This is a genomic window from Saccharopolyspora sp. NPDC049426, assembly GCF_040676935.1.
Lineage (GTDB): Bacteria > Actinomycetota > Actinomycetes > Mycobacteriales > Pseudonocardiaceae > Saccharopolyspora.
This window is the reverse complement of sequence record NZ_JBFAPZ010000002.1, coordinates 309,992-333,064: the sequence shown is the minus strand read 5'-3', so window position 1 is coordinate 333,064 and position 23,073 is coordinate 309,992. Positions and strand designations below refer to the sequence as shown.

The following is a 23,073-nucleotide window of genomic DNA, read 5'->3' as shown; positions in this document are numbered from 1 at the left end:
GCGCATCGTGGCGTCCACAGTGGAGGAATTCGTGGTGGAGGACGCTCTCACGCGGTCGCGCGGACCGAGGAACGGCGTGGGGGCGCAGCTCATGCGGCGCAAACCCATCGAGGACCTCGTCGCCGACAGCGGGCAGGGTCAAGGCGGCTCGCTGCGGCGTTCGCTGGGGCTGTGGCAGCTGACCATGCTCAGCGTCGGTGCCACGCTGGGCACCGGGATCTTCGTGGTGCTGGGCGAGGCGGTGCCGCTGGCCGGACCGGGCGTGGCGCTGGCGTTCGCCATCGCCGGTGCCACCGCGCTGCTCTCAGCGCTGTCCTACGCCGAGCTCGCGGGCATGATCCCGGTCGCCGGATCGTCCTACTCCTACGCCTACGCGACGATGGGCGAGCTGGCCGCCTGGGTGTGCGGCTGGTGCCTGATGCTGGAGTACGGCGTCTCGGTGGCGGCCGTCGCCGTCGGCTGGGGCCAGTACGTCAACGAGCTCCTGCACCTGGTGGCGGGCGTGTCCCTGCCCGAATCGCTGAGCTCACCACCGGGCGACGGCGGAATCCTCAACGTGCCCGCCGCGGTCGTGGTGGTCCTGGCGATGGTGGCGCTGCTGGGCGGCGCGCGGGAGAGCGCGCGGATCAACACCGCGATGGTGCTGATCAAGACGGCAACGCTGGTGCTGTTCTGCGCACTGGCGTTCACCGCCGTGCAGGACGGCAACTTCTCGCCGCTGCTGCCGCTGGGCATGGGTGGGGTGAGCGCGGCGGCCGGGAAGCTGTTCTTCTCCTACATCGGCTTCGACGCGGCCTCCACCGCCGGTTCGGAGGCCCGCGACCCGCAGCGCGACCTGCCGCGCGCGATCATGCTGTCGCTGGTGCTGGTCACGGTGCTGTACTGCCTGGTCGCGCTGGCCGCTGTCGGCGCGATGCACTGGACGCTGTTCGAGGGGACCGAGGCGGCGCTGAGCAAGGTGCTCGGCGGCACGACGGGGTCGATCCTGCTGTCGGCGGGTGCGATCGTGGCGGTGGCCAGCGTGGTCCTCACGGTCCTGTACGGGCAGACCCGGATCCTGTTCTCGATGTCGCGGGACGGGCTGGTCCCTCCCCTGTTCTCCCGGGTCGACGATCGGACCGGGGTCCCGCGGGCGAACACCCTGCTGGTGTCGTGCTTCATCGCGGTGCTCTCGGCGGTGGTTCCGCTGGGTGAGCTCGCCGACGCCACCAGCATCGGGACCCTGTTCGCGTTCGCGCTGGTCAACCTGGCGGTCGTGGTCCTGCGACGGCGCAACCCGGAGCTGCCGCGCTCGTTCCGGGCGCCGCTCGTCCCGCTGGTCCCGCTGCTGGGCGTGCTGTCCTGCTGCTACCTGATGCTGAGCCTGGGCGCGGCGACCTGGGTGGCCTTCGGCATCTGGATGCTGGCCGGACTGGCGGTCTACTTCGCTTACGGGCGGCGGCGCTCTAGTCTGTCGGATTGATGCTCACCGTCGCACTGGACCAGGGTCCGATCGAACGCCACGCTCCGCAGGCGGCGCTGTCGCGCCTCGACGAGGTCGCGCGCCGCGCCGCAGCCGGAGGCGCCCGGCTGCTGGTGTGCCCGGAGATGTCGGTGACCGGCTACAACATCGGCGCCGACATCGGGCGGCTCGCCGAGCCCGCCGACGGACCGGTCGGCCTGCGCGTCCGCAGCATCGCCGCCGAGCACGGGATCGGGATCGTCTACGGCAACCCAGAGCGCGACGGCGACGCCGTTCACAACACGTCGTTCCTCGTCTCCGCGACGGGCGAGCTGCTCGCGGCCTACCGCAAGACCCACCTCTACGGCCCGATGGAGCAGGAGCACTTCCGGCCCGGTGACGCGCCGGTCGTGCAGGCCGACTTCGACGGCGTCCGCATCGGCCTGCTGATCTGCTACGACATCGAGTTCCCCGAACCCGCGCGCGCCCACGCGCTGGCGGGCACGGAGTTCCTGGTGGTGCCGACGGCGCTGCTGCCGCCGGAGGACGTCGTGGCCGAAACCCTGGTCCCGGCACGGGCTTACGAGAACCAGATGCACGTCGCCTACGTCGACCGCTGCGGGAGCGAGGACGAGCTCAGCTACCTCGGCAAGACGTGCCTGATCGCCCCGGACGGCACCGAACTCGCCCGCGCGGGCAGCGGCGAGGAACTGCTCTTCGCCCGCGTCGACCCGGCGGCCACCACCGCCGCCAGGCGGGTCAACACCCAGCTCGCCGAACGCCGTCCCGACCTCTACGCGGGTCTGACCGAAGCACCCTGACGGGTTCGGTTCGGGGTGATCGTCAGGGAGATGCCCGATGTTCGCCGCTGGCGCGCGGTCCAGTGTTGATCGCGTGGACCGCGTCGCGGTCCGCGGAACCAGTTGGCACCGGAGGAGAATCCTTGACCGAAACACCGGAGAGCAACGTCGCTCCGCCGCGCGGAGCGCGTGCCGTCGTCCAGGTGACGCCGAATCCCGTGACCGAGCCGAACCAGGAGGTGACCATCACCGGCGACTGCGGCGGCGGGACCGGCCTGCGGAACGTCCACGCGGGTCTCACCGAGAACCCGGTGCTCGTGGACGTCACGATCGTCGACGCCGGACCCGACCGCTTCGAGGCGAAAGCCCGGTTGCGCGACGGGATCGGCCACGGCGCCGGGCCGGTCGTGGTCGACTGCGGTGGCGAGCTCGGAAGCACCATCCTCGTCACCCGGGTCAAGCGCGACGGCTGACCGACGGGTGGGGCCGACCGGCCCCACCCCCTCCGCCTCATCGCGACCGGGCCATGCCCGCGATCGCGATGTGGGCGTTGTCCGCGGCGTCGCGGGCCTCGGCGAGGTGGGCTCGGGCGCGGTCCAGCCACTGGTTCGCGGTGAGGGCGGATTCGACGGGGTCATCGGTGAAGGGGCCTTCGACGTTGGTGAGCTCACCCGCGCACGCGCGGTCCACGAGCCCGTCACCGAAGCTGCCGAGCGCGGCGTCGAGCGAGGTCAGGAGCTGGCGCAGCGAGCCGAGCGTCCAGTAGACGTCCTCGCCCAGCGCGTCCGCGCCCATCTGGCGAGCCGCGACCGCCAGCATGTCCCGGACCGCGCGGTAGGTCTCGTCGGGCTGTTGTGGCTTCACGGGGATCAGTCTTCACGGACTTCGGCATCAGCGAAAGTTACTTGTTCTGGAGCACTGCATTAGCCTGGCTGAATGCCACTGGACCCGCGTCGCCTCCTGCTCCTGCGCACCGTCCGGCACACCGGGAGCGTGCTGGCCGCTGCCCGGCTGCTGCACCTCACGCCGTCCGGGGTGTCGCAGCACCTCACCAAGCTGGAGAACGAGCTGGGCATCAACCTGGTCGACCGGGAGCAGCGCGGCGGTGGCCGCACGATCCGGTTCACCCCGGCCGGCAACGCGCTGGCCGATCACGCCGACCGAGTGGCCGAGGCGCTGGCCGAGGCCGAGCGCGACGTGGAGCAGTTCCGCGAGGGTCCCGCAGGCCCGCTGCGGATCGGGGGTTTCTCGGTGGCGCTGAGCGAGTTGGGGGCGCCGGTCGCGATGCGGATGGCGGCTGTGAACCCTGCGATGGACCCGTGCATCTACGAGATCTCCGAGTCTGAGCGGCTGCACGCGCTCAGCACCGGTGAGCTGGACCTGATCCTCAGCGAACGCCCCGGCGAGGACGGGCCGGAGCGGCCTCCCGGCGTCGTCGAGGTGGACCTGATGCGGGATCCGTTCCGCGTGGTCGTGCCCGCCACGTGGCCGTCGGACTCCGAACCGGCCACGCTGCTCGCGAGACCGTGGATCACCACGTCGTTCGGCCCCGCGACCCGCCGCCACTTGGAGCGGATGTGCCGGGAGCACGGACTCGAACTCGACGCGCACGACATCGGCACGGGTACGACGCCGACGCTGCTCGGGCTGGTGGCGCACGGGCTGGGCGCGACGATCATCCCGTCGTTGACGCTGCGCCAGAACCCCTCGCCGAAGGTGCGGCTCAGCAACGCCATCGCCGACCCCGGGTCTCGCGTTCTCACCTGCCTGCACCGGGAGAACGCGCCCGCGATCGTGCACCACGTGATCAACGAGCTCCGCCACTACGCGGCCACCGAGTTGCAGCACGTACCGTCGGGCTGAAGGACGAAAGCGGACGAAGGGCAACGGCTTGCGCAAGGTCAAGGACCTCACAGGACCGGGAATCACCGACCACCTGGGCATCGGCGGCACCGATCTGGGGGTCACCGCGGTCGCACCGGACGGCCGGCTGGTGGCGGTGTTCGGCGACACCTTCGACCGCGCCGGAGTCGGCGGACCGGGTTGGCGCTCGCCGGTCGTGGTCTTCGGCGACACCGCCAGCGCGCTGAGCGGCATCCGGTGGACGGGCTCGTACGGGCCGCGCAGCGACTACGCCGACCAGGCCCTTCCCTACGACCACGACTCGGTCATCCACGGGCGCCAGGTCAGCACCGTGCTGCCCACCGACCTCATCACCATCGGCGGCGAGATGTTCCTGCACGTGATGGTGTGCCAGGGGCTCGGCAACGTGCACTGGACGGAGATCCACCGCTCGACCGACAACGGCGAGACCTGGGAGCACACCGGGGCCACCTGGCCCGGCGACGCGCACGGCGGTCTGTTCCAGATGCTGACCTGGGAGCTCGGCGACGACGGGTTCGTCTACGCCTTCTCCACCGGTTTCCAGCGCGACAAGGGCCTGATCCTGCAGCGCGTGCCCGCCGGGAGGATCACCGACCCCGGTGCGTGGCAGGGCTGGGGCTTCCGGGACGGCCAGTGGGCGTGGCACAACCCGCCGACGGTGGCGCTCACCGGTTCCTACGGCGAGCTGTGCCTGCGGAAGGTCGAGAACCGCTGGCTCCTGGCGCTTTTCAACGCGGGCGACTACCGGGTGGACGTCCTCAACATCGACGAGCCCACGGCGAACCTCTACGAGGCGATCCGCGGCACGGTCCTGCACGGCTGCGCGTGGGGCTGCGAGGACCACGGCGCCGGTCACGTCGCCCAGCTCTACGGCGGCTACATCGTCCCCGGATCCACGCTCGACGACCTGCACCTGGTCGTCAGCCAGTGGAACACCGAGCGCAACTGGCCGTACCGGGCGATGCAGTTCGCCGGGACCGCGCCGCGTCCCGGCGACCGGCCGCTGCCGCCTCCCCCGCCGCCGGGCGAGTCCGGGGGCGTGCTGCGAGGTGCGGCGAAGCTGGCGCGGAGGTTCCTCAGCTGAGTGAGTTGGCACACCGGCCCCGCAGAGGTTACTGGCGGGTAATATACGCTCCCGGGTCATGAGCTCCCAGACTCCGACCTACGCGCTCTGGAACAAGGCCTCCCGGGTCTTCGGCGGCCGCGGGCTGTTCTCGCTGAGCGTGGCCCTCAAGGCGCCCTACTTCCGGACGATCCTGCCGATGATCCAGGAGATGAAGCCCGGTCGCTGCGTGGTCACCTCGCCGAAGTGGTGGGGCGTGCACAACCACATCGGCACCTACCACGCCATCGCCGCCTGCAACCTCGCCGAGGTCGCGATGGGCATGGTCGCCGAAGCCACCGTGCCCACCTCGCACCGCTGGCTGCCGAAGAAGATGAACGTCGAGTACCTCGCCAAGGCCGAGACGAGCCTGCGCGCGGTCGCGGAGCTCGACGGCATCCCGGAGTTCGGCGACGAGGGCCAGGAGATCGACGTCCCGGTCAACGTCTACGACAAGAAGGACCAGGTCGTCGTCCGCGCCACCATCACCATCTGGATCACCCGCAAGAAGAAGTGAGACGTGGCCGTGATCGGGGCATCTCGCAGGCGATGTCCCGCTTTCGGCCCGGCGCCGGTCCTCCTCGGAGTACCGTTCGTCGAGATGTTTCGGCGGGGAGGCGGCCTTGGCGGATCGCGGTAGGAGGCGGTGGCCGTGGGCAGCGGCCGCCGCGGTGTCGGTGCTGGTCCTGGTCTTCGGCGGCTGGTGGCTGACCGGCCAGGTGAGCGCCTTCACCCGCAGGCCGCTGTCCGATCAGGACAGTCTCGCCAGCGTGACGAGCATGGTCATCGGTGCGGCGGCGCTGCTGGTGGCGTTGGCATCGCTGGTCGTGGCGGTGCTGCAGCTGCGGCGGGACCGGCCGTCGGCGGAGTCCGGCGGGTCGCTCCAGATCGGGACGGCGAAGGACGGCGGGCGGCTGTTCATGGTCGCCGACGGCGACGTGCACGTCCACGAAGCCGACGAGCACCGGCAGGATCCGGCGTGGCCGGCGAGAAACCGGCTGTGCACCAGGAAGTCCGCGTCGAGGGCGGGTTCGGTTACGGCGTGATCGGTGCGGACCTGCACGTGTTCGCCGACCGCGGGCCGGTCTACGTGCTGGAGGAGTTCCGGCCACCGGCCGAAGCCGACGCCGCGTGGCTGGTGGAGATGCCCAGCCGGATGCTCAACGCACGTCACGAGGTCGTCGAGTTCACCGGTCGCCAGGACGAGCTGGACCGGTTGCGCCAGTGGCGCGACGCTGGACCCCGGCTGGCCGCTCGCTGGCTGCACGCACCGGGCGGGCAGGGCAAGACCAGGCTGGCCGCCCGCTTCGCGGCGGACTCGATCGCCGCCGGCTGGAAGGTCGTCACCGCCACGCACGGGCCGGGCACCGTGCTGCCACCACCCGGCAGCCAAGACCTGCGAACCGACGGGCGTGCCGGGCTGCTGCTCATCGTCGACTACGCCGACCGCTGGCCGCTGACCCACCTGACCTGGTTGCTCAGCAACGCCGTCCTGCACCAGAGCGCCGTTCCCGCGAGGGTTCTGCTGCTGGCCCGCAGCGGGGACGGCTGGCCGGCGGTGCGGGCCGCGCTGGCCAACCACCAAGCCGGTACGTCCGCGCAGCGCCTGCCGGAACTGCCCGATGACACCGGTCAGCGAGCGGACATGTTCCACGCGGCGCGCGACGGTTTCGCCCGGCGCTACGGCATCGACGACGCGGTGGGCCTCCAACCACCAGGACCGCTGGACGATCCCGACTTCGGGCTGACGCTGGCCGTGCACGTGGCGGCGCTGGTCGCGGTCGACGCGCACGTCGCGGGCCGCAGGCCACCCGCCGACATGGCGAACCTGACCACCTACCTGCTGGACCGCGAGCACCTGCACTGGACGAACCTCTTCGAAGGACGGGGTTCTCGCACTCCACCCGCGGTGATGAACCGGACCGTGTTCACCGCAGCGCTCACCGGTCCGAGCCCGCGATCACCGGCGAAAGCCGTGCTGGAGTCGCTGGACGTCGGACTGCCCGCCGAGCAGGTCCTCGACGACCACTCGCTGTGCTACCCCCCTGCCGGGCCCGCGACCTCGGTGCTGGAACCGCTCTACCCCGACCGGCTCGCCGAGGACTTCCTGGCCCTGACCTTGCCCGGTCACGCAGCGGACTACCCGTCGCAGCACTGGGCGGGGCCCACCGCCGCCACCCTGCTCGCCGACACCGAGGCCGAACGGCTCGCGCGCGGCATGACCTTCCTCGCCGCCGCCGCGCAGCGCTGGCCGCACGTCGGCCCGGACCACCTGTACCCGCTGCTGCGGAAGGCGCCCCGCTCGGCGGTCGAGGCCGGTGGCGCGGTGCTGAGCGCGCTGGCGGACCTCGACGACATCGCGCCGGAACTGCTCGAAGCGATCGCGGCGCAGTTCCCGGACGGGAGGCGGGCCGATCTCGACGTGGGCACGGCGGCGATCACCGTTCGGCTCGCGCCGCACCGGCTGCTGCGCGCCACCGGGCCGGTCGAGGAGTTCGACGTGCACACCGAGATCGGTAGGCAGCTCGCCAACGCCGGTCGCCACCAGCAGGAACTCGGAGCCCGGGAGCAGGCGGTCGCGGCGGCGCGGCGCGCGGCCGACGGCGCCGCACGTCCGCGACAGCGTCTCGTCGCCGATCGGGCGCTGGCGAAGTCGCTGCGGGATCTGAGCCACTGCCTGCACCACCTGCAGCGCGACGGCGAAGCGCTCGACGCGGGTGCCGAAGCCGTCGCCGCCGCCCGCCGGGTCGCCGCTGTATCGCCCGGCTCGTACGACGCCGAGCTCGGCCACTCCGTCTACGTCCACGCCAAGGCGCTGTCGAACCTGGGACGACGCCGCGAAGCGCTGGACGCGCTGCGGGAGGCCGTGGAGATCTTCCGGCGGCTGGCGCGGCGGGATCGCCGCTACGAGAAGGACTTCGCGGTCCACCTGACCGCGCTCGGGGCGAGCCTGACCGATGCCGCGCGGCTGCCGGAGGCCGTCGAGGTCAGCGTGGAGGCGGTCGGCATCATGCGGCGCCTGGTCGGCGAGGACCCAGCCGCGCACGAGATCGACTTCGCGGAACTCCTCCTGCACTGCGGGAACCGGCTGAGCCAAGCGGGACGCGGTGATGAAGCGGTGGGGGTCGCGGGCGAGTCGGTGGAGATCTACCGCAGGCTGGCGCGGCTCAACCCCGCGGCCTACGAACCGCTGCTCGCCAGGGCGCTGCAATCGCAGGGTCCCTGCCTGGCCAAGGCGGGCCGCTCGCCCGAAGCGCTCGCCGCCCTGGAGGAGTCGGTCGCGGTGCTGACACGGCTCGCGCGCACCGCGCCCGCCTCCTACGAGCCGCGACTGATCGAATCCTCGCTCGTGCTGGCCGGTTTCCTTCACTTCGACGGTCAGCACGAGCGGGCGCTGGCCATGCAGCACGAGCAGCTGGCGGCGTACCGGCGGCTCGTGCGGGGTGATCCCGACGTGCACGAGCACAAGTTCATGGTGCTGCTGCTGAGCTTCGCGGCGCAGAGCGCCGAACTTCCCGGTGGAACCGACCGGGCGCTGGAGGCCGTCGACGAGGCGATCGAGCTCTACCGGCGCAGACCGGCCGAGGTACCGGTCCTCTTCCACGGCATGTTCCGGGAGGCCTCGCGCACCGTTGCCGAGCACCTCGACCGGCGAGGCCGGGGGCCGGAAGCGTCCGAAGTCCGCGCGAAGATCGCAGTTCTGCCGGGCCTTTCAGATACGACGAGACCCCGCCCTTGAGGGACGGGGTCTCGTCGGTGTTACCGGGTCGGACTCAGACCAGGTCGTAGCGGTCGAGGTTCATGACCTTGACCCAGGCCTTGACGAAGTCCTCGACGAACTTCTCCTTGGCGTCGGCCGAGGCGTAGACCTCCGCCAGCACGCGCAGCTCGGAGTTCGAACCGAAGACCAGGTCGGCGCGAGTACCGGTCCAGACGACCGCACCGGAGGCGTCGACGGCCTCGTAGGTGGACTTGTCGTCCGAGGTGGACCGCCACGTGTAGGCCATGTCGAGCAGGTTCACGAAGAAGTCGTTGCTCAGCACGCCCGGCTTGGCGGTGAACACGCCGTGGTTCGAACCGTCGTAGTTCGCACCCAGCACGCGCAGACCACCGATGAGCACCGTCAGCTCCGGGGCGCTCAGGGTGAGCAGGTTGGCCCGGTCGATCAGGCTGTACTCGGCGGGAAGCTCCGCGGCCTTGCTGGAGTAGTTGCGGAAACCGTCGGCGATGGGCTCCAGCGCGTCGAAGGAGTCCGCGTCGGTGTGCTGCTCACCGGCGTCGACACGGCCCTGGGTGAAGGGCACCTCGATGCTGGAACCGGCGTCGGCGGCGGCCTTCTCGATGGCGGCGGAACCGCCGAGCACGATCAGGTCGGCCAGCGAGACCTTCTTGCCGAAGGACTGCTGCACGCCTTCCAGGGCCGAGAGCACGGTTGCCAGCTGGTCCGGGTTGTTGACCTCCCAGTTCCGCTGCGGCTCCAGGCGGATGCGGGCACCGTTGGCGCCGCCCCGCTTGTCGCTGCCGCGGAAGGTCGAAGCCGAGGCCCACGCGGTGGACACCAGCTGCGACACGGACAGGCCGGTCTCCAGGATCTTGGCCTTGAGCGACTTGACGTCCTCATCGGACAGGGTGTCGTTGTCGTTGGCCGGCAACGGGTCCTGCCAGATCAGGTCCTCGTCCGGGACCTCCGGGCCGAGGTACAGCGACTTCGGGCCCATGTCGCGGTGGGTCAGCTTGAACCAGGCGCGGGCGAAGGCGTCCGCGAACTGGTCCGGGTTCTCCATGAAGCGACGAGCGATGGGCTCGTAGACCGGGTCGTAGCGCAGCGACAGGTCCGTGGTCAGCATGTTCGGAGCGATCCGCTTGGACGAGTCGTGGGCGTCGGGCACCGTGCCCTCACCCGCGCCTCCCTTCGGACGCCACTGCCAGGCACCGCCCGGACCCTGGAAGACCTCCCACTCGAAGCTGAAGAGGTTCCACAGGAAGTTGGTGCTCCACTGGGTGGGCGTGGAGGTCCAGGTGACCTCCAGACCGCTGGTGATGGTGTCGGCGCCCTTGCCGGTGCCGTAGTTGTTCTTCCAGCCCAGACCCTGCAGCTCCAGGTCGGCGCCCTCCGGCTCGACCTCCAGGTTGGAGTCGGGGGCGGCACCGTGGGTCTTGCCGAAGGTGTGACCACCGGCGATGAGCGCGACGGTCTCCTCGTCGTTCATCGCCATCCGGCCGAAGGTCTCGCGGATGTCGCGCGCGGCGGCCACCGGGTCGGGCTGACCCTCCGGGCCCTCCGGGTTGACGTAGATCAGACCCATGTGGGTGGCGCCCAGCGGACGCTCCAGCTCGCGCTCGCCCGTCTCGGTCGAGATGCGCTTGTCGCTGCCCAGCCAGGTGGTCTCGGCACCCCAGTAGACGTCGTCCTCGGGCTCCCAGTCGTCGACGCGGCCGCCGCCGAACCCGAAGGTCTTGAAGCCCATCGACTCCAGCGCGACGTTGCCGGTGAGGACCATCAGGTCCGCCCAGGACAGCTTGCGGCCGTACTTCTGCTTGACGGGCCACAGCAGGCGGCGAGCCTTGTCCAGGCTGACGTTGTCCGGCCAGGAGTTCAGCGGGGCGAACCGCTGCTGACCGCCGCCGGCGCCACCGCGGCCGTCGCTGATGCGGTAGGTGCCCGCCGAGTGCCAGGCCATGCGGATCATCAGCGGGCCGTAGTTGCCGAAGTCCGCCGGCCACCAGTCCTTGGAGTCCGTCAGGACGTCCTGGATGTCCTTCTTGACCGCGGCCAGGTCCAGCGTCTTGAACTCGGCGGCGTAGTCGAAGTCCTCGCCCAGCGGGTTCTTGTTCGGGTGCTGCTTGGCCAGGATCTTCAGGTTGAGCCGGTTCGGCCACCAGTCGCGGTTGGCGTCACCCTGGGTGGGGTGAGTCAGGCCCCCGTGCGCGACCGGGCAACCACCGGTTTGGTTCGTCTCTTGGGTGTCAGGGCTGTCAGACACGGGAATCCTTCCGAATTTCAGTGCAGTTCTTCAGCGGATTCGGGGGCGCAGGCTGCGCAGAGCCCCCAGTAGATGACCTCTGCCTCGTCTATGACGAAGCCGTGGGACTCCGACGCCTCCAAGCAAGGCGCGGCACCCACGGAGCAGTCGACGTCGTGTATTTCGCCGCACGACCGGCACACGACGTGGTGGTGGTTGTCGCCAACCCGCGCCTCGTAGCGGGCCACGGAACCCATCGGCTGGATTCGGCGCACCAGGCCCGCGACGGTGAGCGCGCGCAGGACGTCGTAGACGGCCTGGTGGGACACCTTCGGCAGGTCGTGGCGAACCTGACCGATGATCGAATCGGTGTCGGCGTGCGCGTTTTCGTGCACTGCGGACAGCACTGCCAGGCGAGGTCGCGTCACACGCAGCGCAGCCTCGCGCAACATGCGCTCGTAGTCCGCAGTCGTCGTCACGCCCCGCAGCCTGCCGCATTTTCTTGAACTAATCAAGTCAAAGCGGCCCTTCGTCACCATCCGAGTGATCCGGATCCGCTTCGCCGCACGTGTGATGGGTGCGGAACCCCGCGCACGACCATCGACCGGAAGCGAGACATCCGTGCCCGTACCAGGTTTTCCACCGAACGCACTGGACGACGACGGCGATCCGAAGTGGATCACCGAACTGGCCTGCGCGGATCCGAACCACGTCCTGCACGTCGTTCGCGGCCTCGACCCCGAGGCCGCGCTGGAGGCCGTCGGCGCCAAGCCGCACCTCGTCCAGCCCTGCGAGCTGCCCGCCTCCAAGCCCGACGACTGGACCTCGCTGCCGGGCGCGGCCCTGGGCGTCGAGCCCGGCACCGCTTCCGCGCTGCTGGCCGGGAAGGTCGGTGACTGGACGTTCGTCTACGACGACGCCGGGCACACCTTCGACGAAGCGACCGCGGCGCTGTCGGCGTCCGGGCGCACTGCCGCGACCAGCGTCTTCACCATCAACGCCGACGCGAGCATGACGTACTTCGTCGACGGGGAGGAGCTCGCCTGGATCAACGTCGACGACTTGGTCGAGGAGGACTTGGCGGGGTTCCCCGAGGAGCTGCGGGCCGCGTTCGAGGCGGCGGGGGTCGTCGAGGACGAGGACCTGCAGCCGGGTCAGTTCGACTACGCGGTGACCATGCGCGCGACCTGCGCCCTCGCAGGCCTGACCTTCACCGTCGAGGAACTCCGCGCCCTGCCCCTCATCGGAGCGTCGTTCGGGTGACTCCCCGGGCGGTTCTGGTCCGAACCGACCGAGCGGTGGACGGTCCGGACCGAACGCGATCGCCGAGCCCCGCTGCCCACGGGCCCCGAGCAACCTCGCCGGTGGTCACTTCGCTGCGGCGGCTTCCAGGGAGGGGCGGAACTGGTCGAGGGCGTACGGCAGGGAGAGCGGCGACGGGGTGTTGAGGCCCGCGATCGTCGAGTAGGGCATCACCGAGACCGTGCCCGGCAGCTGGTCGAAGCCCGGGATCTGCGACAGCGCCGCCCGGTCACCGCCGTTGATCATGAACGCCACCAGGTCCGCGCGCAGCAGGTCCACGCGTTCCGGGCTGACCCTGATCCGGGCCTGGTGAGCGGCCCGGCCCCCGTCGACCACCGGCGGGTGGACGTGCATGCCCAGCGCCCGGAACAGCTGCATCGCGCCGTCGTCCTCGTCGGCGACGAGGTACATCGCGTCGCCGACGATGTAGCGCCCCATCGCGATGGACTTGCCGCGCAGTCCGGGCAAGCGGCGGGCCGTGTCGGCGATCCGCCCCTCCACCGAGGCGACCACCCGCTCGGCGTCGGCGGGCTTGTTGAGGAACCGGCCAGCCGTGCGCACGAGGTCCTGCCAGGCCGGAACCGAGTCGGCCTCCGGTGGTGCGGCGATGGTGGGCGCGGCGCGGGACAGCTGCCGGTAGATCGCCGGATCGGTGATCGCGTAGGAGGACACGATGAGATCGGGCTGGAGCGCCAGGATCCGCTCGACCGGCACACCGCCCGCGACGTCGATGCCGACGCTGTCCGGCCCGACGTTCTCCCACGGCACCTGACCGGCGGGCATCATCAGGTCCACGCCGTGGCCGACGGGCTGCACGCCGAGCGAGAGCATCACGTCGGTCCACTGCCGGTCGAGGGTGACCACCCGCCGGGGAACGCGGTCGATCGTGGTGGTGCCGAAGCGGTGCCCGACGGTGACCGGAGCGGCCGTCGCCTCCTCAGCGCCGGCGGCATCCCGCTGCGCCGGCGCGCACGCCGCCACGCCCGCCAGTACCAGCACCAGCGCGACGAGCACCCCAACCCGATCTCTCACAAGGAGCGAGGCTAGCCCCGCGGAGATCGGGGCGGGAACACGACGAAGCGAACGTCACCTCCGCCGCAGCCGCACCGGCAGCCCGTCGACCGGAACCGGCAGCGACACGTAGTCCCACTTGACCTCGTAGTCGTCCGGGACGCTCCAGGTGTAGGCGCGCAGCATCTCGTGCAGCAGCAGCTTCACCTCCAGCGTCCCGAAGTGCAGGCCGATGCACTTGTGCGCCCCGCCGCCGAAGGGCATCCAGGCGAAGCGGTGCGACTTGTCCTCCCGGCGGTGCTCGGCGAAGCGCTCCGGGTCGAAGTCGAACGGGTTCGTCCAGTGGTCCGGTGAGAAGTGGTTGACCAGCGGCGAGACGCCGACCATCGTGCCCGCGGGCACGTGGTGGCCCAGCACCTCGGTGTCGCGGACGGTCTCGCGCACCATCGACGGCACCGGGGCCACCAGCCGCAGCGCCTCCTTGATCACCAGGTCCAGCGTTTCGAGCTTCTCCAGCGCCTCGATGTCGGGGATCTCCTCCCCCATCGCCAGCGACTCGGCGCGGGCCCGCTCCTGCCAGTCGGGGTGCTTGGCCAGGTAGTAGGCCACGGCGGAGCTGGTGATGGTGGAGGTGTCGTGGGCCGCCATCATCAGGAAGATCATGTGGTTGATGACGTCGTCGTCGCCGAACTGCTCGCCGTCCTCGCTGCGGGCGTGGCACAGCGCGGAGAACAGGTCGTCGCCCTCGACCGCGCGGGCGGTCCCGATGTTGTCGGCGAAGTAGCGCTCCAGCAGCTTGCGCCCGGCCAAGCCGGCCGCCCAGCGACCGCCCGGGACGGGGTAGCGCACCACGGCGGTGGCCGCGCGCACCGAGTCGACGAAGGCGCGGTTGACGCGGTCGGCTTCCTGACCGCTGCGCCGGTCCATGAACACGCGGGTCGCCACGTCGAGCGTCAGCTGCTTGAGCAGCCAGTACAGCCGGGTCTTGTCCTGCCCGCCCCAGGCGGAGACGCCTTCGCGCAGCGTCGGGCCCATCTGGTCGACGTAGCCGGTGAGGCGCTGCCGGGTGAACGCCTGCTGCATGATGCGCCGGTGCCCGAGGTGCTCCTCGAAGTCCAGCAGCATCAGGCCGCGGTGGAAGAACCTGTCGATGAGCTTGCGCCAACCGCCTTGGGAGAACGCCTTGTCCTTGTTGACCAAGGCGGCGGAGGTGGCTTCCGGACCGCCGAGGGTGACCATGTTCTGGCCGAGCGAGTAGGCCCAGGAGACCGGACCGTAGAGCTCGAACCGGCGCAGGGCGAACGCGGGGCCGTAGCGCATGAAGTCCAGCGAGTGGCCGATCAGCGGTGCTCCGGCGTCGCCGAGCACCGGTTTGAGGCCGCTGCCGGGCGGTGGTGGCGCGAGTTCGGTGACGGGCCACTGCTTTTCGAAGATGCGCTGGTCCACCGAGCGCGGCAGCGGCATCGAGGTGAGCGGCGGTACCCGCCGTCGTATCGCTTCGTTGACCTTCTCCAGCTGGAAAACCATTGCTGCTCCTCCCCCTTTGGAAGAACGGCGTGGTCCTGCCGAGTTTGCAGCCGACCGTCGAGCGACCACCTCCGCCCTGACGGTCTGAGCGGGGAACGACCTCGGTGAACGACAAGAGGGGGATCAGCTCGTGAACTCAGCGGAACGGGCTCTGACACGGCTCGTGGTGGAAACGTCGTCCGATCGATACTCGCACCGCCTCACCCCGGGGTCAACATCACACCAGAACTGATACATGATCGGGGTCTCATCCCCGCTGTCACGGATTCGGCGGATTTCTATCGGTGAACCCGCAGCTCAAACGGTGTCCAGAGTGGACACGAGCCAGTCTTCACCCACCTTCTCCAGGGTCACCCGGACCCGGGCTCCCTCGATCAGCGGAGCCGGTCGGCGGCTGCTGGTGGTGAGCTGGTTGATGAACGCCAGCAGCACCACCTGCCGGTCGGTGGCGGTGACGACTCCCAGCGCCGACAGCGTGGTGCGCGTGCTGATCCGGTCGCGGACGGCGGCGGGACGGATCATGGTGCGCTGGAGTTCGAGGTAGTCGCGGGCGAAACCGCCGGTGACCGCGCGCTCGGCGGCGGCCAGGTCGCGGTCGAGCGTTTCGTGGCTGTAGCTGAGCACTTCGGGGATGCGCCGGGCCGCCACCTCGGTGGCCGCCGTGCGGGCCGCTGCGACCCGCGCGGCGGCGTCCTGCCGCTGGTGCAGGACCACGACGGCGCCGGTGGCCGCCAGCAGCACCGCCACCACGAGCGCGGTGGTGATCCGGCGACGTCCCGGGTTCTCGGCGACTTCCTGCTCTTCGACGGCGTCTGCGGTGGTGGTCATGGCACGAACTCCAGGTTGGCGACGAGCCAGGTCTCGCCGGTCTTCTCCAAGGTGATCCGCAGCCGGTACTGGCGCTGCTGGCCCTCCGGTGACGCCGCGTTGCCGACCGTGGCCCGCACCGCTGCGAGCGCGACCGCCGTGGTGCCGTCGGAGTTCGACAGCGCCGCCTCGACCACCTCACCCCGGGAGGTCACCTTCGAGCCGGTGACGATGTCGCGGAACGCCGTGCTCTGCTGGGCGAACTGCTCCCTGAAGGCGCCGGTCGCCAGCGCGGTCAAGCGTTGGGAGTCCTGCTCGACGGTCTGCGCGCTGATGTTGGTCAGCCCGAGCGCGGCCTGCCGCGCGACGGTGACCGCCTGCCGGTCGGATTCGTCCCGCTCCGCGGCGGCTTCGGCCGCGTTGTGGAAGTGGGTGCCCAGCGCGGCGAGCCCGATCAGCAGCAGCGCCGCCGCCACCAGGCCTCCGGTGCGCCTCACTTCAGCAGCAGGTCGTGCCATGTCGCCGGCTCTCCTCCCCGTTGTTCGCCCACGTCACCGAGCACCAGCAGATGACCGTCGGGCAGCATCGCGTTGCCGGTGCTCGGGTCGTACTCGGCCACGACCTCCTCCGGCCGCGCCCCGCACGCGGCCGCGGTCGGTCCGCGACGGCCGGGATCGTTGGCGCAGGGGTAGTTCCGCGTTCCGCGGATCGACCGGGGGTCGTCGGGCGCGACCTTGCAGTACTGGTCCGGTGGTGTCCGCGCGGGCGATTCGTCGTCGAAGGAGCGCTGCTGCGACATCGGCGTGTAGCCCGAGTAGCAGGGCGGTGTGCTGTTGACGGAGAACCGGATGCCCAGGTGGGCGCTGCCCGGCGCGGCTCCGGGCTGCTGGACGACGCGTTGCAGCGCCGCGGTCATCGCCGGGTAGAGCACCAGGGTCTGGGAGACCCCGGGCAGCTGGGTCCGGATCACCTGCCCGGTGGCGTCCAGGTCGGCGAGCAGGTGCGGCAGCGCCGGGATCAGCCGGTCCTGCAGGCCGATCAGCTCCTCGGCCGCGGGCGGGGTGCGGGCCAGGACCCCGCGCAGGTCGCCGTCGCTGCGCCGCAGCTGCTCGGTGAACGAGGCGAGATCCCGCAGCGTGGAGCGGGTTTCGGGTGCGATGTCGCGCTGGGTGCGCAGGAACGGCCCGAGCTCGGTGATCAGCCCGACGGTGGGTTCCAGGTCGAGCCCGGCTTGGTGCAGCACCGTCCTCGTGTTCTCCAGGAGGGTCGTGACCTGCGGTTCCTGGCCTCGCAGTCCGGTGGTGAGCTCGTCGAGGACGACGTTGAGCTGGTCGTGCGGGATCGAGGCGGCGAGGTCGTCGAGGCTGGTGATGAGCTCGTCGGTGCGCGGCAGCGTCGTCGTGTCGGTGATGCGGTCGCCTGGTTCCAGCCAGGGCGGTCCGTCGCCGGCCGGGGTGAGGTTCACCGACTGCTCCCCGATCGCGGACTTGCTGCGGATCGCGGCGCTCACCCGCGCGGGGACGCGGACGTCGTCGTCGATGCCGAGCGTGGCCACCGCGGTGCCGTCGCCGAGGTCGATCGAACGCACCTTGCCGATCTCGACGTCCCGGTAGCCGACCATCGCCCCCGGGTGCAGACCGGTGGCGTCGGTGAACACGGCGGTGACCTCGTACTGGCCGAACCCGAGGAGCTGGCGCAGGTCGAGGTAGTTGACCAGCACCGTGCTCACGCCGAACACGGTGAGCACGGCGAAGGCAGCGAGCTGGAGCCGGACCCGCCTGGTCAGCATCAGCCGCCTCCCAGCAGGTCGCCGAGCAGCGGCAGGGCCGGGTCCGGCGGCGGGTTCGCAGGTGGCGGCGACGGAGGTGGTTCCTCGACGGGCGATCCGATGCCCAGCGGGCCGCGGATCGGGTCGGTGGCCTGCAGCGCGGTGCGGGCGGCGTCGAAGACGGTCTCGACGGGAGTTCCGGCCAGCAACCCGGATTCCAGGCTCGGGACCGAGAGGTCCAGGGTCACCGCCAGGTTCAGGAAGTCGCCGCGCACGATCTTCTCGTAGGTGCTCAGCGGGAACAGCAGGGTTCCCAGCGTGTCGAGGGATTTCGGGACGCTGTCGCCCGCGGCGACGAGCTGGTGCAGCGTTGGCCGCAGGTCGTGCGCGGTCGCCAGCAGGTCGTCGCGGGAGCGGTCGAGCACGTCGGTCCCCACCGCGCCGAGCCTGCTGGAGGCGTCCAGGGCCGAGCGCAAGGCGTCGCGCTGCTCGTTGAGGACCCGGATTCCCGGTCCCAGCTCGTCGAAGGCCCGGCCGAGCCGTTCGGAGTTCGCGCGCAGCCGGGCGGCGAGCCCGTCGACCGCTTCGATGGAGCGGATGATCTGCGCCTTCTGCTCGTCGGCGGAGCGGGCGAGGACGTCGAGCTGGTGGATGAGGTCCGCGGCCTGCTGCTCGTTCCCGCTCAGCGCCCGGTTGAGCTCGTCGGTGATCACCCTGACCTGGCGCAGTCCCCCGCCGTTGAGCCACAACGACAGGGCGGCCAGCAGTTCCTCGGTGCCCGGGTAGCGGTTGGTGCGCTCGGCGGGGATGAGGTCGCCGTCGCGGAGGCGTCCCACCGGGTCGGGCGGAGCGGCCAGTTCGACGTACTGGGCGCCGAGCAGGCTCTTCTGCCCGATGTTGGCCACGGCGTTGGCGGGCAGCACCACGCCCGCGTCCAGGCCGATCTCCACCTGCGCCTGCCAGCCGTGCAGACCGATGCTGCGGACCGTGCCGACGGTGACGTCGTCGACCTTGACCTCCGAGCGCGGCACCAGGTTGGCGACGTCGGTGAAGCGCACCACCACGCGTCGCGCGTCGGTGCCGCTGCCCGGTCCGCCCGGCAGCGGCACCATCTGGGCGCTGTCCACCGCGCACCCCGCCAGCAGGCCGGTGATCAGCAGGAGGGCGAGCAGGCGCATCACGGCCCTCCCGGCGGCGGTTGCTGGTGCGGGTTGCCGGGGCGGTGCAACGGGTCCAGGCCGAGCGGCAGGTGCGGCGCGTCCAGGGGCCGCAGCAGCGGGTCCAGCGCGGCGCGGCAGTCGTCGATGGTGCCGCCGACGGAGAACACCATCTGGCAGCTGAAGCTGGAAAGGCTTGCGGTGTAGGGGATCTGCACCCGCGTGCTGGCGGATCCGGTGACGGGTTCGTAGACGTTGTAGAGGTTGGCCAGCGACTGCGGCGCGATGTGCAGGACCTCGGCGAGGTCGGCGCGGCTCGCGGCCAGCGTGGCGGTGACGTCGCGCAGCTCGCCCACGGTGTCGCCGAGCTGCTGCTGGTGGGTGCGGGTGAAGTCGGTGATCGTGCCCAGCGCCCGGTCGGACGAGGTCAGCGCCCGGCCCAGGCTCGCGCGGTTGTCCTCGGCCAGGGCGCTGATCGAGGCGAGCTGGGTGGAGAAGGCCCGCAGCCGCTCCTGGCTCGCGTTGAGGTTCGAGGTGAACTCGTCGAGATCGCGCAGGCTGCCGAACAGGTCCTCGCTGCCCGCCGCGACCGTGGTGGAGGTTCCGGCGAGCGCATCGAGCGTGCGGCGGAACTCGGCCCCGTTGCCACCGAGGTTGGCGGCTCCGGCCTCGATCGCGCGGGACACGGCGCCGTCGCGGTTCGCGCCGCTGGGACCGAGCGCCTTGGCCAGTTCGGTGAGTTCAGCGTTGGTCTGGTCCCACTCGGCGGGCACCAGCGTGCGGGATCGCGGGATCTCGGCGTCGTCGGCGAGCACCGGCCCGCCCCGGTGCACCGGCGCGAGTTGCAGGTACCGGCCGCTGACCAGGCTCGGCGCGACCAGGGCGACGGAGGTGTCGGCGGGGACCGCGCGATCGGCGTCGTAGCCGAAGCGCACCCGCACGCCCGTGCCCTCGGGCACGATCTCCTCGACCTCCCCGACCCGCACGCCCAGCACCCGCACCTCGTCGTCGACGTGGATGCCGCTCGCGCTCGCGAAGTGGGCGGTGGCGTGCTTCTGCCGGTCGGCGAACAGCAGGTGGGCCGCGGCGGCCGCGAACAGCACCGCGCACAGGATCGCCAGCGCTCGGCGGTTCATCGGATCCCCCTCCCGAGCAGTTGTTGCAGACCGGGCACGGCGTTGGTCGGCGGGATGTTGGCGAAGTAGGCGTCCAGCGCGGGCATCGTGGAGACCACCTCGCCGAGCGTGCGCAGCATCGGGACGGCCTCGTGGACCGCGGCGGTGATGTTGTCGCGGTTCTCCCGCAGGATCGCCAGCACCGAGTGCAGCTCGGTCAGCGCAGGCCGCAGCTGCGCGTCGTTCTCCCGCGCGAGCGCGTCGAGCTGGTCGGCGGTGGTGGTCAGGTCGGCGAGCAGCCGTTCGATGGCGGCCTGGCGCTCGTTGAGCGCCGCCAGCAGCACCGTTCCCTCCTCGAAGATCGCCCGCAGGTCCGAATCGTGTTGCGCCAGAACCTGCGTCGTGGCCCGCGAGTGCTGGAGCAGGGACCGCAGCTCGGTGTCGCGGGCGTTGACGCTCTCGGCCAGCCGCCGGAGCCCGGTCAGCGCTCCGGGGACGCTGCGCGCGGTTCCTTCGAGCGTTCCGGCGACGGTGTCGATGGCCGCGGTGAGCCGCTCGGTGTCCAGCCCCGAGGTCTGATCGGTCAGGCCCTGCAGCGCCTGGGTGACGTCGAACGGCGCGACGGTGCGCGACAGCGGGATCTGCGCGTCGTCGGGGAGCTCGCCGGGCCCGGCCGGGGCGAGGCTCAGGGCCTTCTCGCCGAGCGCGCTCTGGGCCTTGATCGCGGCGGTGCTGGCCTCGCCCACCCGCAGGTCGGGCTCGTCGACGGTGAAGGAGATGAGCACGTCGGTGTCGCGCAGTTCGACGCCCTCGACGCGGCCGACGGTCATGCCCGACACGACGACGGGGTCGCCTTCGACCAGTCCCCCGGCCTCGGCGAACACCGCGTGCAGGCCACGTCCGGCCAGCAGCGGCGAGATCGCGTCACCGCTGAGGGACAACAGCACGGCGATCGCGGTCAGCACCGAGCCGATCACACCGAGCCGCGAATCGGTCATGTCAGTTCCCCGCTTCCTCGGCGCAGCGCCGCACGTCGCTGTCGATCCACGGCGTGTAGATGTATCCGCCGGTCGGGGCGCTGGTCCGGACTCGCACGCTGCACAGGTAGGCGTTGAAGAAGTTGCCGTTCACACCGATGCGGCCGATCCGGCGGTAGGCCTCGGGCAGTTCGCGGAGCGCGGTGCGCAGCTGCTCGTCGTGGGCGTTGAGCGTGCCGGAGAGGGCTCGCAGATCAGCGATCTCGGCGGTGATGTCGGGACGCAGCCGCGGCAGCAGGTCGGCGGTGGCCGCGGTCAGCCCGTGGAGGTGGTCGACGGCGCCGGTGACCGACCGCCGGTCGGCGCTCAGCCCGCCGACCAGTTGCCGGGTCTGCGCGATGACGTCGGAGACCTGCCGGTCGTGCTCGTCGAAGGTGGCGAGCGCGGCGTTGAGGTTGCCGATCACGTCGCCGATGAGCCGGTCGCGGTCGGCGAGGGTGTTGGTGACCGAGGCGAGTGAGGTCAGGAAGGAGTTCAGCGCCCCGGCTTCGCCCTGCAGGGTCTGGGTGAGCGAACCGGACAGCTGGTTGACCTGCTCCGGCGACATCGCCTGGAACAGCGGCTGGAACCCGCCGACCAGCACGTCGAGGTCCAGCGCGGGCCGGGTGCGTTCCAGCGGGATGACATCGCCGGCCAGCGGTGGTCCTCCCCCGCCCTCGGCCAGTTCGAGGTAGCGGTTGCCGACCAGGTCGCGGTACTTGACCGCCGCGAGGGTTCCGCCGGTCAGCGGCGGTGCACCGGAGACCGACATCGTCACCAGCACCGTCGCGTCCGGCCGCATCCGCAGCTCGTCGACCTGACCGACCCGCACTCCGGCGACGCGCACGGGGTCACCGGGTTCCAGGTACGACACGTCGGCGAACACCGCGCGCACCTGCGTTTCCGCTCCGGCGCTTCGGGTTTCGGCCAGCAGAACGCCGATGTAGCCCGCGGCGAGGGCGGCGATCGCGAAGAACGCCGCCAGCTTGATGACCTCGCCCCTCACCGGCCGCCTCCGATCGGGGAGAGCGGGCCGAACAGGTGGACGGCGAGCAGCTCCGGGTTGACCGTGACGGTCTCGTCGTGACCTGGGTACGGGTTGGCTCCGGTGTCGTAGTTGACGTACGGCGGGATTCCCCGCACCTCGGGAAGTCCGTGGCACTGCGGGCCGGTGTCGACGCCGGTCTTGGGCAGGTTCTGCGGGTACTCGTAGGCGGGAGCGCCGGGCAGCAGGCTGACGGTCACGTGCGCGTTGGGGTGGGTGCCGCCGAACTCCGGGCCTCCGGTGACCGCGCGGATGAGCTCGCCGTTGCGCACCACGCCGCCGAAGAAGCACGGCACCACCGGCGAGTAGCGGCGCAGCAGCTCGGTGCTGGGCGCGAGGGTGTCGAGCGTGGTCACCAGCTGGTCGCCGTGGCGTTCCAGGTGTCCGCCGGTGGTGTTGCCGAGTTCGGTCATCGACAGCAGGAACGCCGCGAACGCCCGGTGCTGCTCGGCCAGGGTGGCGCTGGTTCCGCCGAGGTTGGCGGCGGTGGTGGTGAGGTCGTCGGCGACGGCCCGGTAGTCCTCGGCGACCGCGGCGATCTCGGGCAGGCGCGCTTCGAGCTCCGGCAGGTGCGGGTTGAACGCGCGCAGGTAGTCGTCGGTGCCGGTGATCAGCTCGCCGATGCGCTCACCGTTGCCCCGCAACGCCCCCGAGACCGAGGTCAGGGCCGCGTTGAGCTTGCTCGGCGGCACGCGCTGCAGCGTGCGCACGACGTTGTCGAAGGTGTGGTCCAGCTCGACGTTCACCCGCGCCCGGCCGATGACGGCACCGGCGGCGATGTGCTCGCCGGATTCCCGGTTGGCGCGCAGCTCGACGTACTTGGCGCCGAACACCGTCGTCGGCACGAGGTTCGCCGACACCTCCGCCGGTATCCGCTCGGCATGGTCGGGGTCGAGTTCGAGGCTCACCTTCGCGCCGGTCCCGTCGGTGGTGACCTCGCTGACCGAACCGACCTCGACGCCGCGCAGCTTGACCGGTGAGCCCGGTTCCATGAGCAGACCGGAGCGGTCGGCGAGGACGGTGATCGGCACGACGCGGTCGAAGACCCGGTGGTACTGGGCGATCGAGAGCACCGACAGCAGCACCAGCAGCGCCGTGAACCCGGCGCCCGCCAGCACGTGCCTCCAGTTCACCG

General features: G+C 71.0%; 22 protein-coding genes. 9 read left to right on the top strand and 13 right to left on the bottom strand.

The window, feature by feature from the left end:
* Nucleotides 1-91: 91 nt before the first annotated feature.
* The 3 genes from AB0J78_RS04700 (at nucleotide 92) to AB0J78_RS04690 (ending at nucleotide 2,714) form a co-directional block, all read left to right on the top strand.
* Entirely contained in the window at nucleotides 92-1,462 is a 1,371-nt protein-coding gene (locus AB0J78_RS04700) for an amino acid permease (protein WP_363787541.1), read from the top strand.
* The gene (locus AB0J78_RS04695) at nucleotides 1,462-2,262 is read left to right on the top strand and encodes a carbon-nitrogen hydrolase family protein (RefSeq protein WP_363786973.1); all 801 of its coding nucleotides are present in this window, start codon (nucleotides 1,462-1,464) and stop codon (nucleotides 2,260-2,262) included. The genes AB0J78_RS04700 and AB0J78_RS04695 overlap by 1 nt, the downstream gene beginning before the upstream one ends.
* Nucleotides 2,263-2,384: 122 nt before the next feature.
* Entirely contained in the window at nucleotides 2,385-2,714 is a 330-nt protein-coding gene (locus tag AB0J78_RS04690) for a hypothetical protein (RefSeq protein ID WP_363786971.1), read from the top strand.
* A 37-nt stretch (nucleotides 2,715-2,751) separates the two neighbouring features.
* Here AB0J78_RS04690 and AB0J78_RS04685 read toward each other — a convergent pair whose 3' ends face one another.
* Nucleotides 2,752-3,105, bottom strand: a complete 354-nt coding sequence (locus tag AB0J78_RS04685) for a hypothetical protein (RefSeq protein ID WP_363786968.1) — start codon at nucleotides 3,103-3,105, stop codon at nucleotides 2,752-2,754.
* A 72-nt stretch (nucleotides 3,106-3,177) separates the two neighbouring features.
* Between AB0J78_RS04685 and AB0J78_RS04680 the strand changes: the two genes are divergently transcribed.
* From AB0J78_RS04680 to AB0J78_RS04660, 5 genes are all read left to right on the top strand, one after another.
* Nucleotides 3,178-4,104, top strand: coding sequence for a LysR family transcriptional regulator (locus AB0J78_RS04680; RefSeq protein WP_363786966.1), 927 nt, complete (start codon nucleotides 3,178-3,180; stop codon nucleotides 4,102-4,104).
* A 28-nt stretch (nucleotides 4,105-4,132) separates the two neighbouring features.
* Complete coding sequence (locus AB0J78_RS04675; RefSeq protein WP_363786964.1) at nucleotides 4,133-5,209, top strand: DUF4185 domain-containing protein; 1,077 nt, start codon at nucleotides 4,133-4,135, stop codon at nucleotides 5,207-5,209.
* Nucleotides 5,210-5,267: 58 nt separating this feature from the next.
* Nucleotides 5,268-5,744 (top strand): hotdog fold domain-containing protein, encoded by a 477-nt coding sequence (locus tag AB0J78_RS04670; RefSeq protein WP_363786962.1) that lies wholly within the window; start codon nucleotides 5,268-5,270, stop codon nucleotides 5,742-5,744.
* Between the two features lie 106 nt (nucleotides 5,745-5,850).
* A complete protein-coding gene (locus AB0J78_RS04665) occupies nucleotides 5,851-6,273 on the top strand; it encodes a hypothetical protein (protein ID WP_363786960.1) in 423 nt (140 codons plus the stop codon).
* Nucleotides 6,207-8,966, top strand: a complete 2,760-nt coding sequence (locus AB0J78_RS04660; RefSeq protein WP_363786958.1) for a hypothetical protein — start codon at nucleotides 6,207-6,209, stop codon at nucleotides 8,964-8,966. Before AB0J78_RS04665 ends, AB0J78_RS04660 begins: the two co-directional genes overlap by 67 nt.
* Before the next feature lie 34 nt (nucleotides 8,967-9,000).
* Here the strand turns inward: AB0J78_RS04660 and katG are convergent, their stop codons facing one another.
* Both katG and AB0J78_RS04650 read right to left on the bottom strand, forming a co-directional pair.
* Nucleotides 9,001-11,211 (bottom strand): catalase/peroxidase HPI, encoded by a 2,211-nt coding sequence (katG, locus tag AB0J78_RS04655; RefSeq protein WP_363786956.1) that lies wholly within the window; start codon nucleotides 11,209-11,211, stop codon nucleotides 9,001-9,003.
* Nucleotides 11,212-11,228: 17 nt separating this feature from the next.
* The gene (locus AB0J78_RS04650) at nucleotides 11,229-11,669 is read right to left on the bottom strand and encodes a Fur family transcriptional regulator (RefSeq protein ID WP_363786954.1); all 441 of its coding nucleotides are present in this window, start codon (nucleotides 11,667-11,669) and stop codon (nucleotides 11,229-11,231) included.
* 142 nt (nucleotides 11,670-11,811) lie between these two features.
* Here AB0J78_RS04650 and AB0J78_RS04645 point away from each other — a divergent pair, with 142 nt between their 5' ends.
* On the top strand, nucleotides 11,812-12,453 hold the full coding sequence (locus AB0J78_RS04645) for a DUF6461 domain-containing protein (protein ID WP_363786952.1): 642 nt from the start codon (nucleotides 11,812-11,814) through the stop codon (nucleotides 12,451-12,453).
* Between the two features lie 105 nt (nucleotides 12,454-12,558).
* Here the strand turns inward: AB0J78_RS04645 and AB0J78_RS04640 are convergent, their stop codons facing one another.
* The 10 genes from AB0J78_RS04640 to AB0J78_RS04595 all read right to left on the bottom strand — a co-directional run bounded on the left by AB0J78_RS04640 (nucleotide 12,559) and on the right by AB0J78_RS04595 (nucleotide 23,071).
* The gene (locus AB0J78_RS04640; RefSeq protein WP_363786950.1) at nucleotides 12,559-13,524 is read right to left on the bottom strand and encodes an ABC transporter substrate-binding protein; all 966 of its coding nucleotides are present in this window, start codon (nucleotides 13,522-13,524) and stop codon (nucleotides 12,559-12,561) included.
* Between the two features lie 54 nt (nucleotides 13,525-13,578).
* On the bottom strand, nucleotides 13,579-15,030 hold the full coding sequence (locus AB0J78_RS04635) for a cytochrome P450 (RefSeq protein ID WP_363786948.1): 1,452 nt from the start codon (nucleotides 15,028-15,030) through the stop codon (nucleotides 13,579-13,581).
* A 297-nt stretch (nucleotides 15,031-15,327) separates the two neighbouring features.
* Nucleotides 15,328-15,858, bottom strand: coding sequence for a hypothetical protein (locus AB0J78_RS04630; RefSeq protein ID WP_363786946.1), 531 nt, complete (start codon nucleotides 15,856-15,858; stop codon nucleotides 15,328-15,330).
* Entirely contained in the window at nucleotides 15,855-16,355 is a 501-nt protein-coding gene (locus AB0J78_RS04625) for a hypothetical protein (RefSeq protein ID WP_363786944.1), read from the bottom strand. Before AB0J78_RS04625 ends, AB0J78_RS04630 begins: the two co-directional genes overlap by 4 nt.
* Complete coding sequence (locus AB0J78_RS04620) at nucleotides 16,331-17,626, bottom strand: MlaD family protein (RefSeq protein ID WP_363786942.1); 1,296 nt, start codon at nucleotides 17,624-17,626, stop codon at nucleotides 16,331-16,333. The genes AB0J78_RS04625 and AB0J78_RS04620 overlap by 25 nt, the downstream gene beginning before the upstream one ends.
* Nucleotides 17,626-18,783: an MCE family protein gene (locus AB0J78_RS04615; protein ID WP_363786940.1), complete on the bottom strand. Its 1,158-nt coding sequence runs from the start codon at nucleotides 18,781-18,783 to the stop codon at nucleotides 17,626-17,628. The genes AB0J78_RS04620 and AB0J78_RS04615 overlap by 1 nt, the downstream gene beginning before the upstream one ends.
* Nucleotides 18,783-19,898, bottom strand: a complete 1,116-nt coding sequence (locus tag AB0J78_RS04610) for an MCE family protein (RefSeq protein ID WP_363786938.1) — start codon at nucleotides 19,896-19,898, stop codon at nucleotides 18,783-18,785. The genes AB0J78_RS04615 and AB0J78_RS04610 overlap by 1 nt, the downstream gene beginning before the upstream one ends.
* Nucleotides 19,895-20,875 (bottom strand): MCE family protein, encoded by a 981-nt coding sequence (locus AB0J78_RS04605; protein WP_363786936.1) that lies wholly within the window; start codon nucleotides 20,873-20,875, stop codon nucleotides 19,895-19,897. Before AB0J78_RS04605 ends, AB0J78_RS04610 begins: the two co-directional genes overlap by 4 nt.
* 1 nt (nucleotide 20,876) lies before the next feature.
* A complete protein-coding gene (locus AB0J78_RS04600) occupies nucleotides 20,877-21,899 on the bottom strand; it encodes an MlaD family protein (RefSeq protein WP_363786933.1) in 1,023 nt (340 codons plus the stop codon).
* Entirely contained in the window at nucleotides 21,896-23,071 is a 1,176-nt protein-coding gene (locus tag AB0J78_RS04595) for an MCE family protein (protein WP_363786931.1), read from the bottom strand. Before AB0J78_RS04595 ends, AB0J78_RS04600 begins: the two co-directional genes overlap by 4 nt.
* Nucleotides 23,072-23,073 lie beyond the last annotated feature (2 nt).

Coding starts and splice junctions, on each gene's coding strand:
- AB0J78_RS04700 (WP_363787541.1), top strand. CDS start 92: ATGCGGCGCAAACCCATCGAGGACCTCGTCGCCGACAGCGGGCAGGGT.
- AB0J78_RS04695 (WP_363786973.1), top strand. CDS start 1,462: ATGCTCACCGTCGCACTGGACCAGGGTCCGATCGAACGCCACGCTCCG.
- AB0J78_RS04680 (WP_363786966.1), top strand. CDS start 3,178: ATGCCACTGGACCCGCGTCGCCTCCTGCTCCTGCGCACCGTCCGGCAC.
- AB0J78_RS04670 (WP_363786962.1), top strand. CDS start 5,268: ATGAGCTCCCAGACTCCGACCTACGCGCTCTGGAACAAGGCCTCCCGG.
- AB0J78_RS04635 (WP_363786948.1), bottom strand. CDS start 15,030: ATGGTTTTCCAGCTGGAGAAGGTCAACGAAGCGATACGACGGCGGGTA.
- AB0J78_RS04630 (WP_363786946.1), bottom strand. CDS start 15,858: ATGACCACCACCGCAGACGCCGTCGAAGAGCAGGAAGTCGCCGAGAAC.
- AB0J78_RS04625 (WP_363786944.1), bottom strand. CDS start 16,355: ATGGCACGACCTGCTGCTGAAGTGAGGCGCACCGGAGGCCTGGTGGCG.
- AB0J78_RS04620 (WP_363786942.1), bottom strand. CDS start 17,626: ATGCTGACCAGGCGGGTCCGGCTCCAGCTCGCTGCCTTCGCCGTGCTC.
- AB0J78_RS04615 (WP_363786940.1), bottom strand. CDS start 18,783: ATGCGCCTGCTCGCCCTCCTGCTGATCACCGGCCTGCTGGCGGGGTGC.
- AB0J78_RS04610 (WP_363786938.1), bottom strand. CDS start 19,898: ATGAACCGCCGAGCGCTGGCGATCCTGTGCGCGGTGCTGTTCGCGGCC.
- AB0J78_RS04605 (WP_363786936.1), bottom strand. CDS start 20,875: ATGACCGATTCGCGGCTCGGTGTGATCGGCTCGGTGCTGACCGCGATC.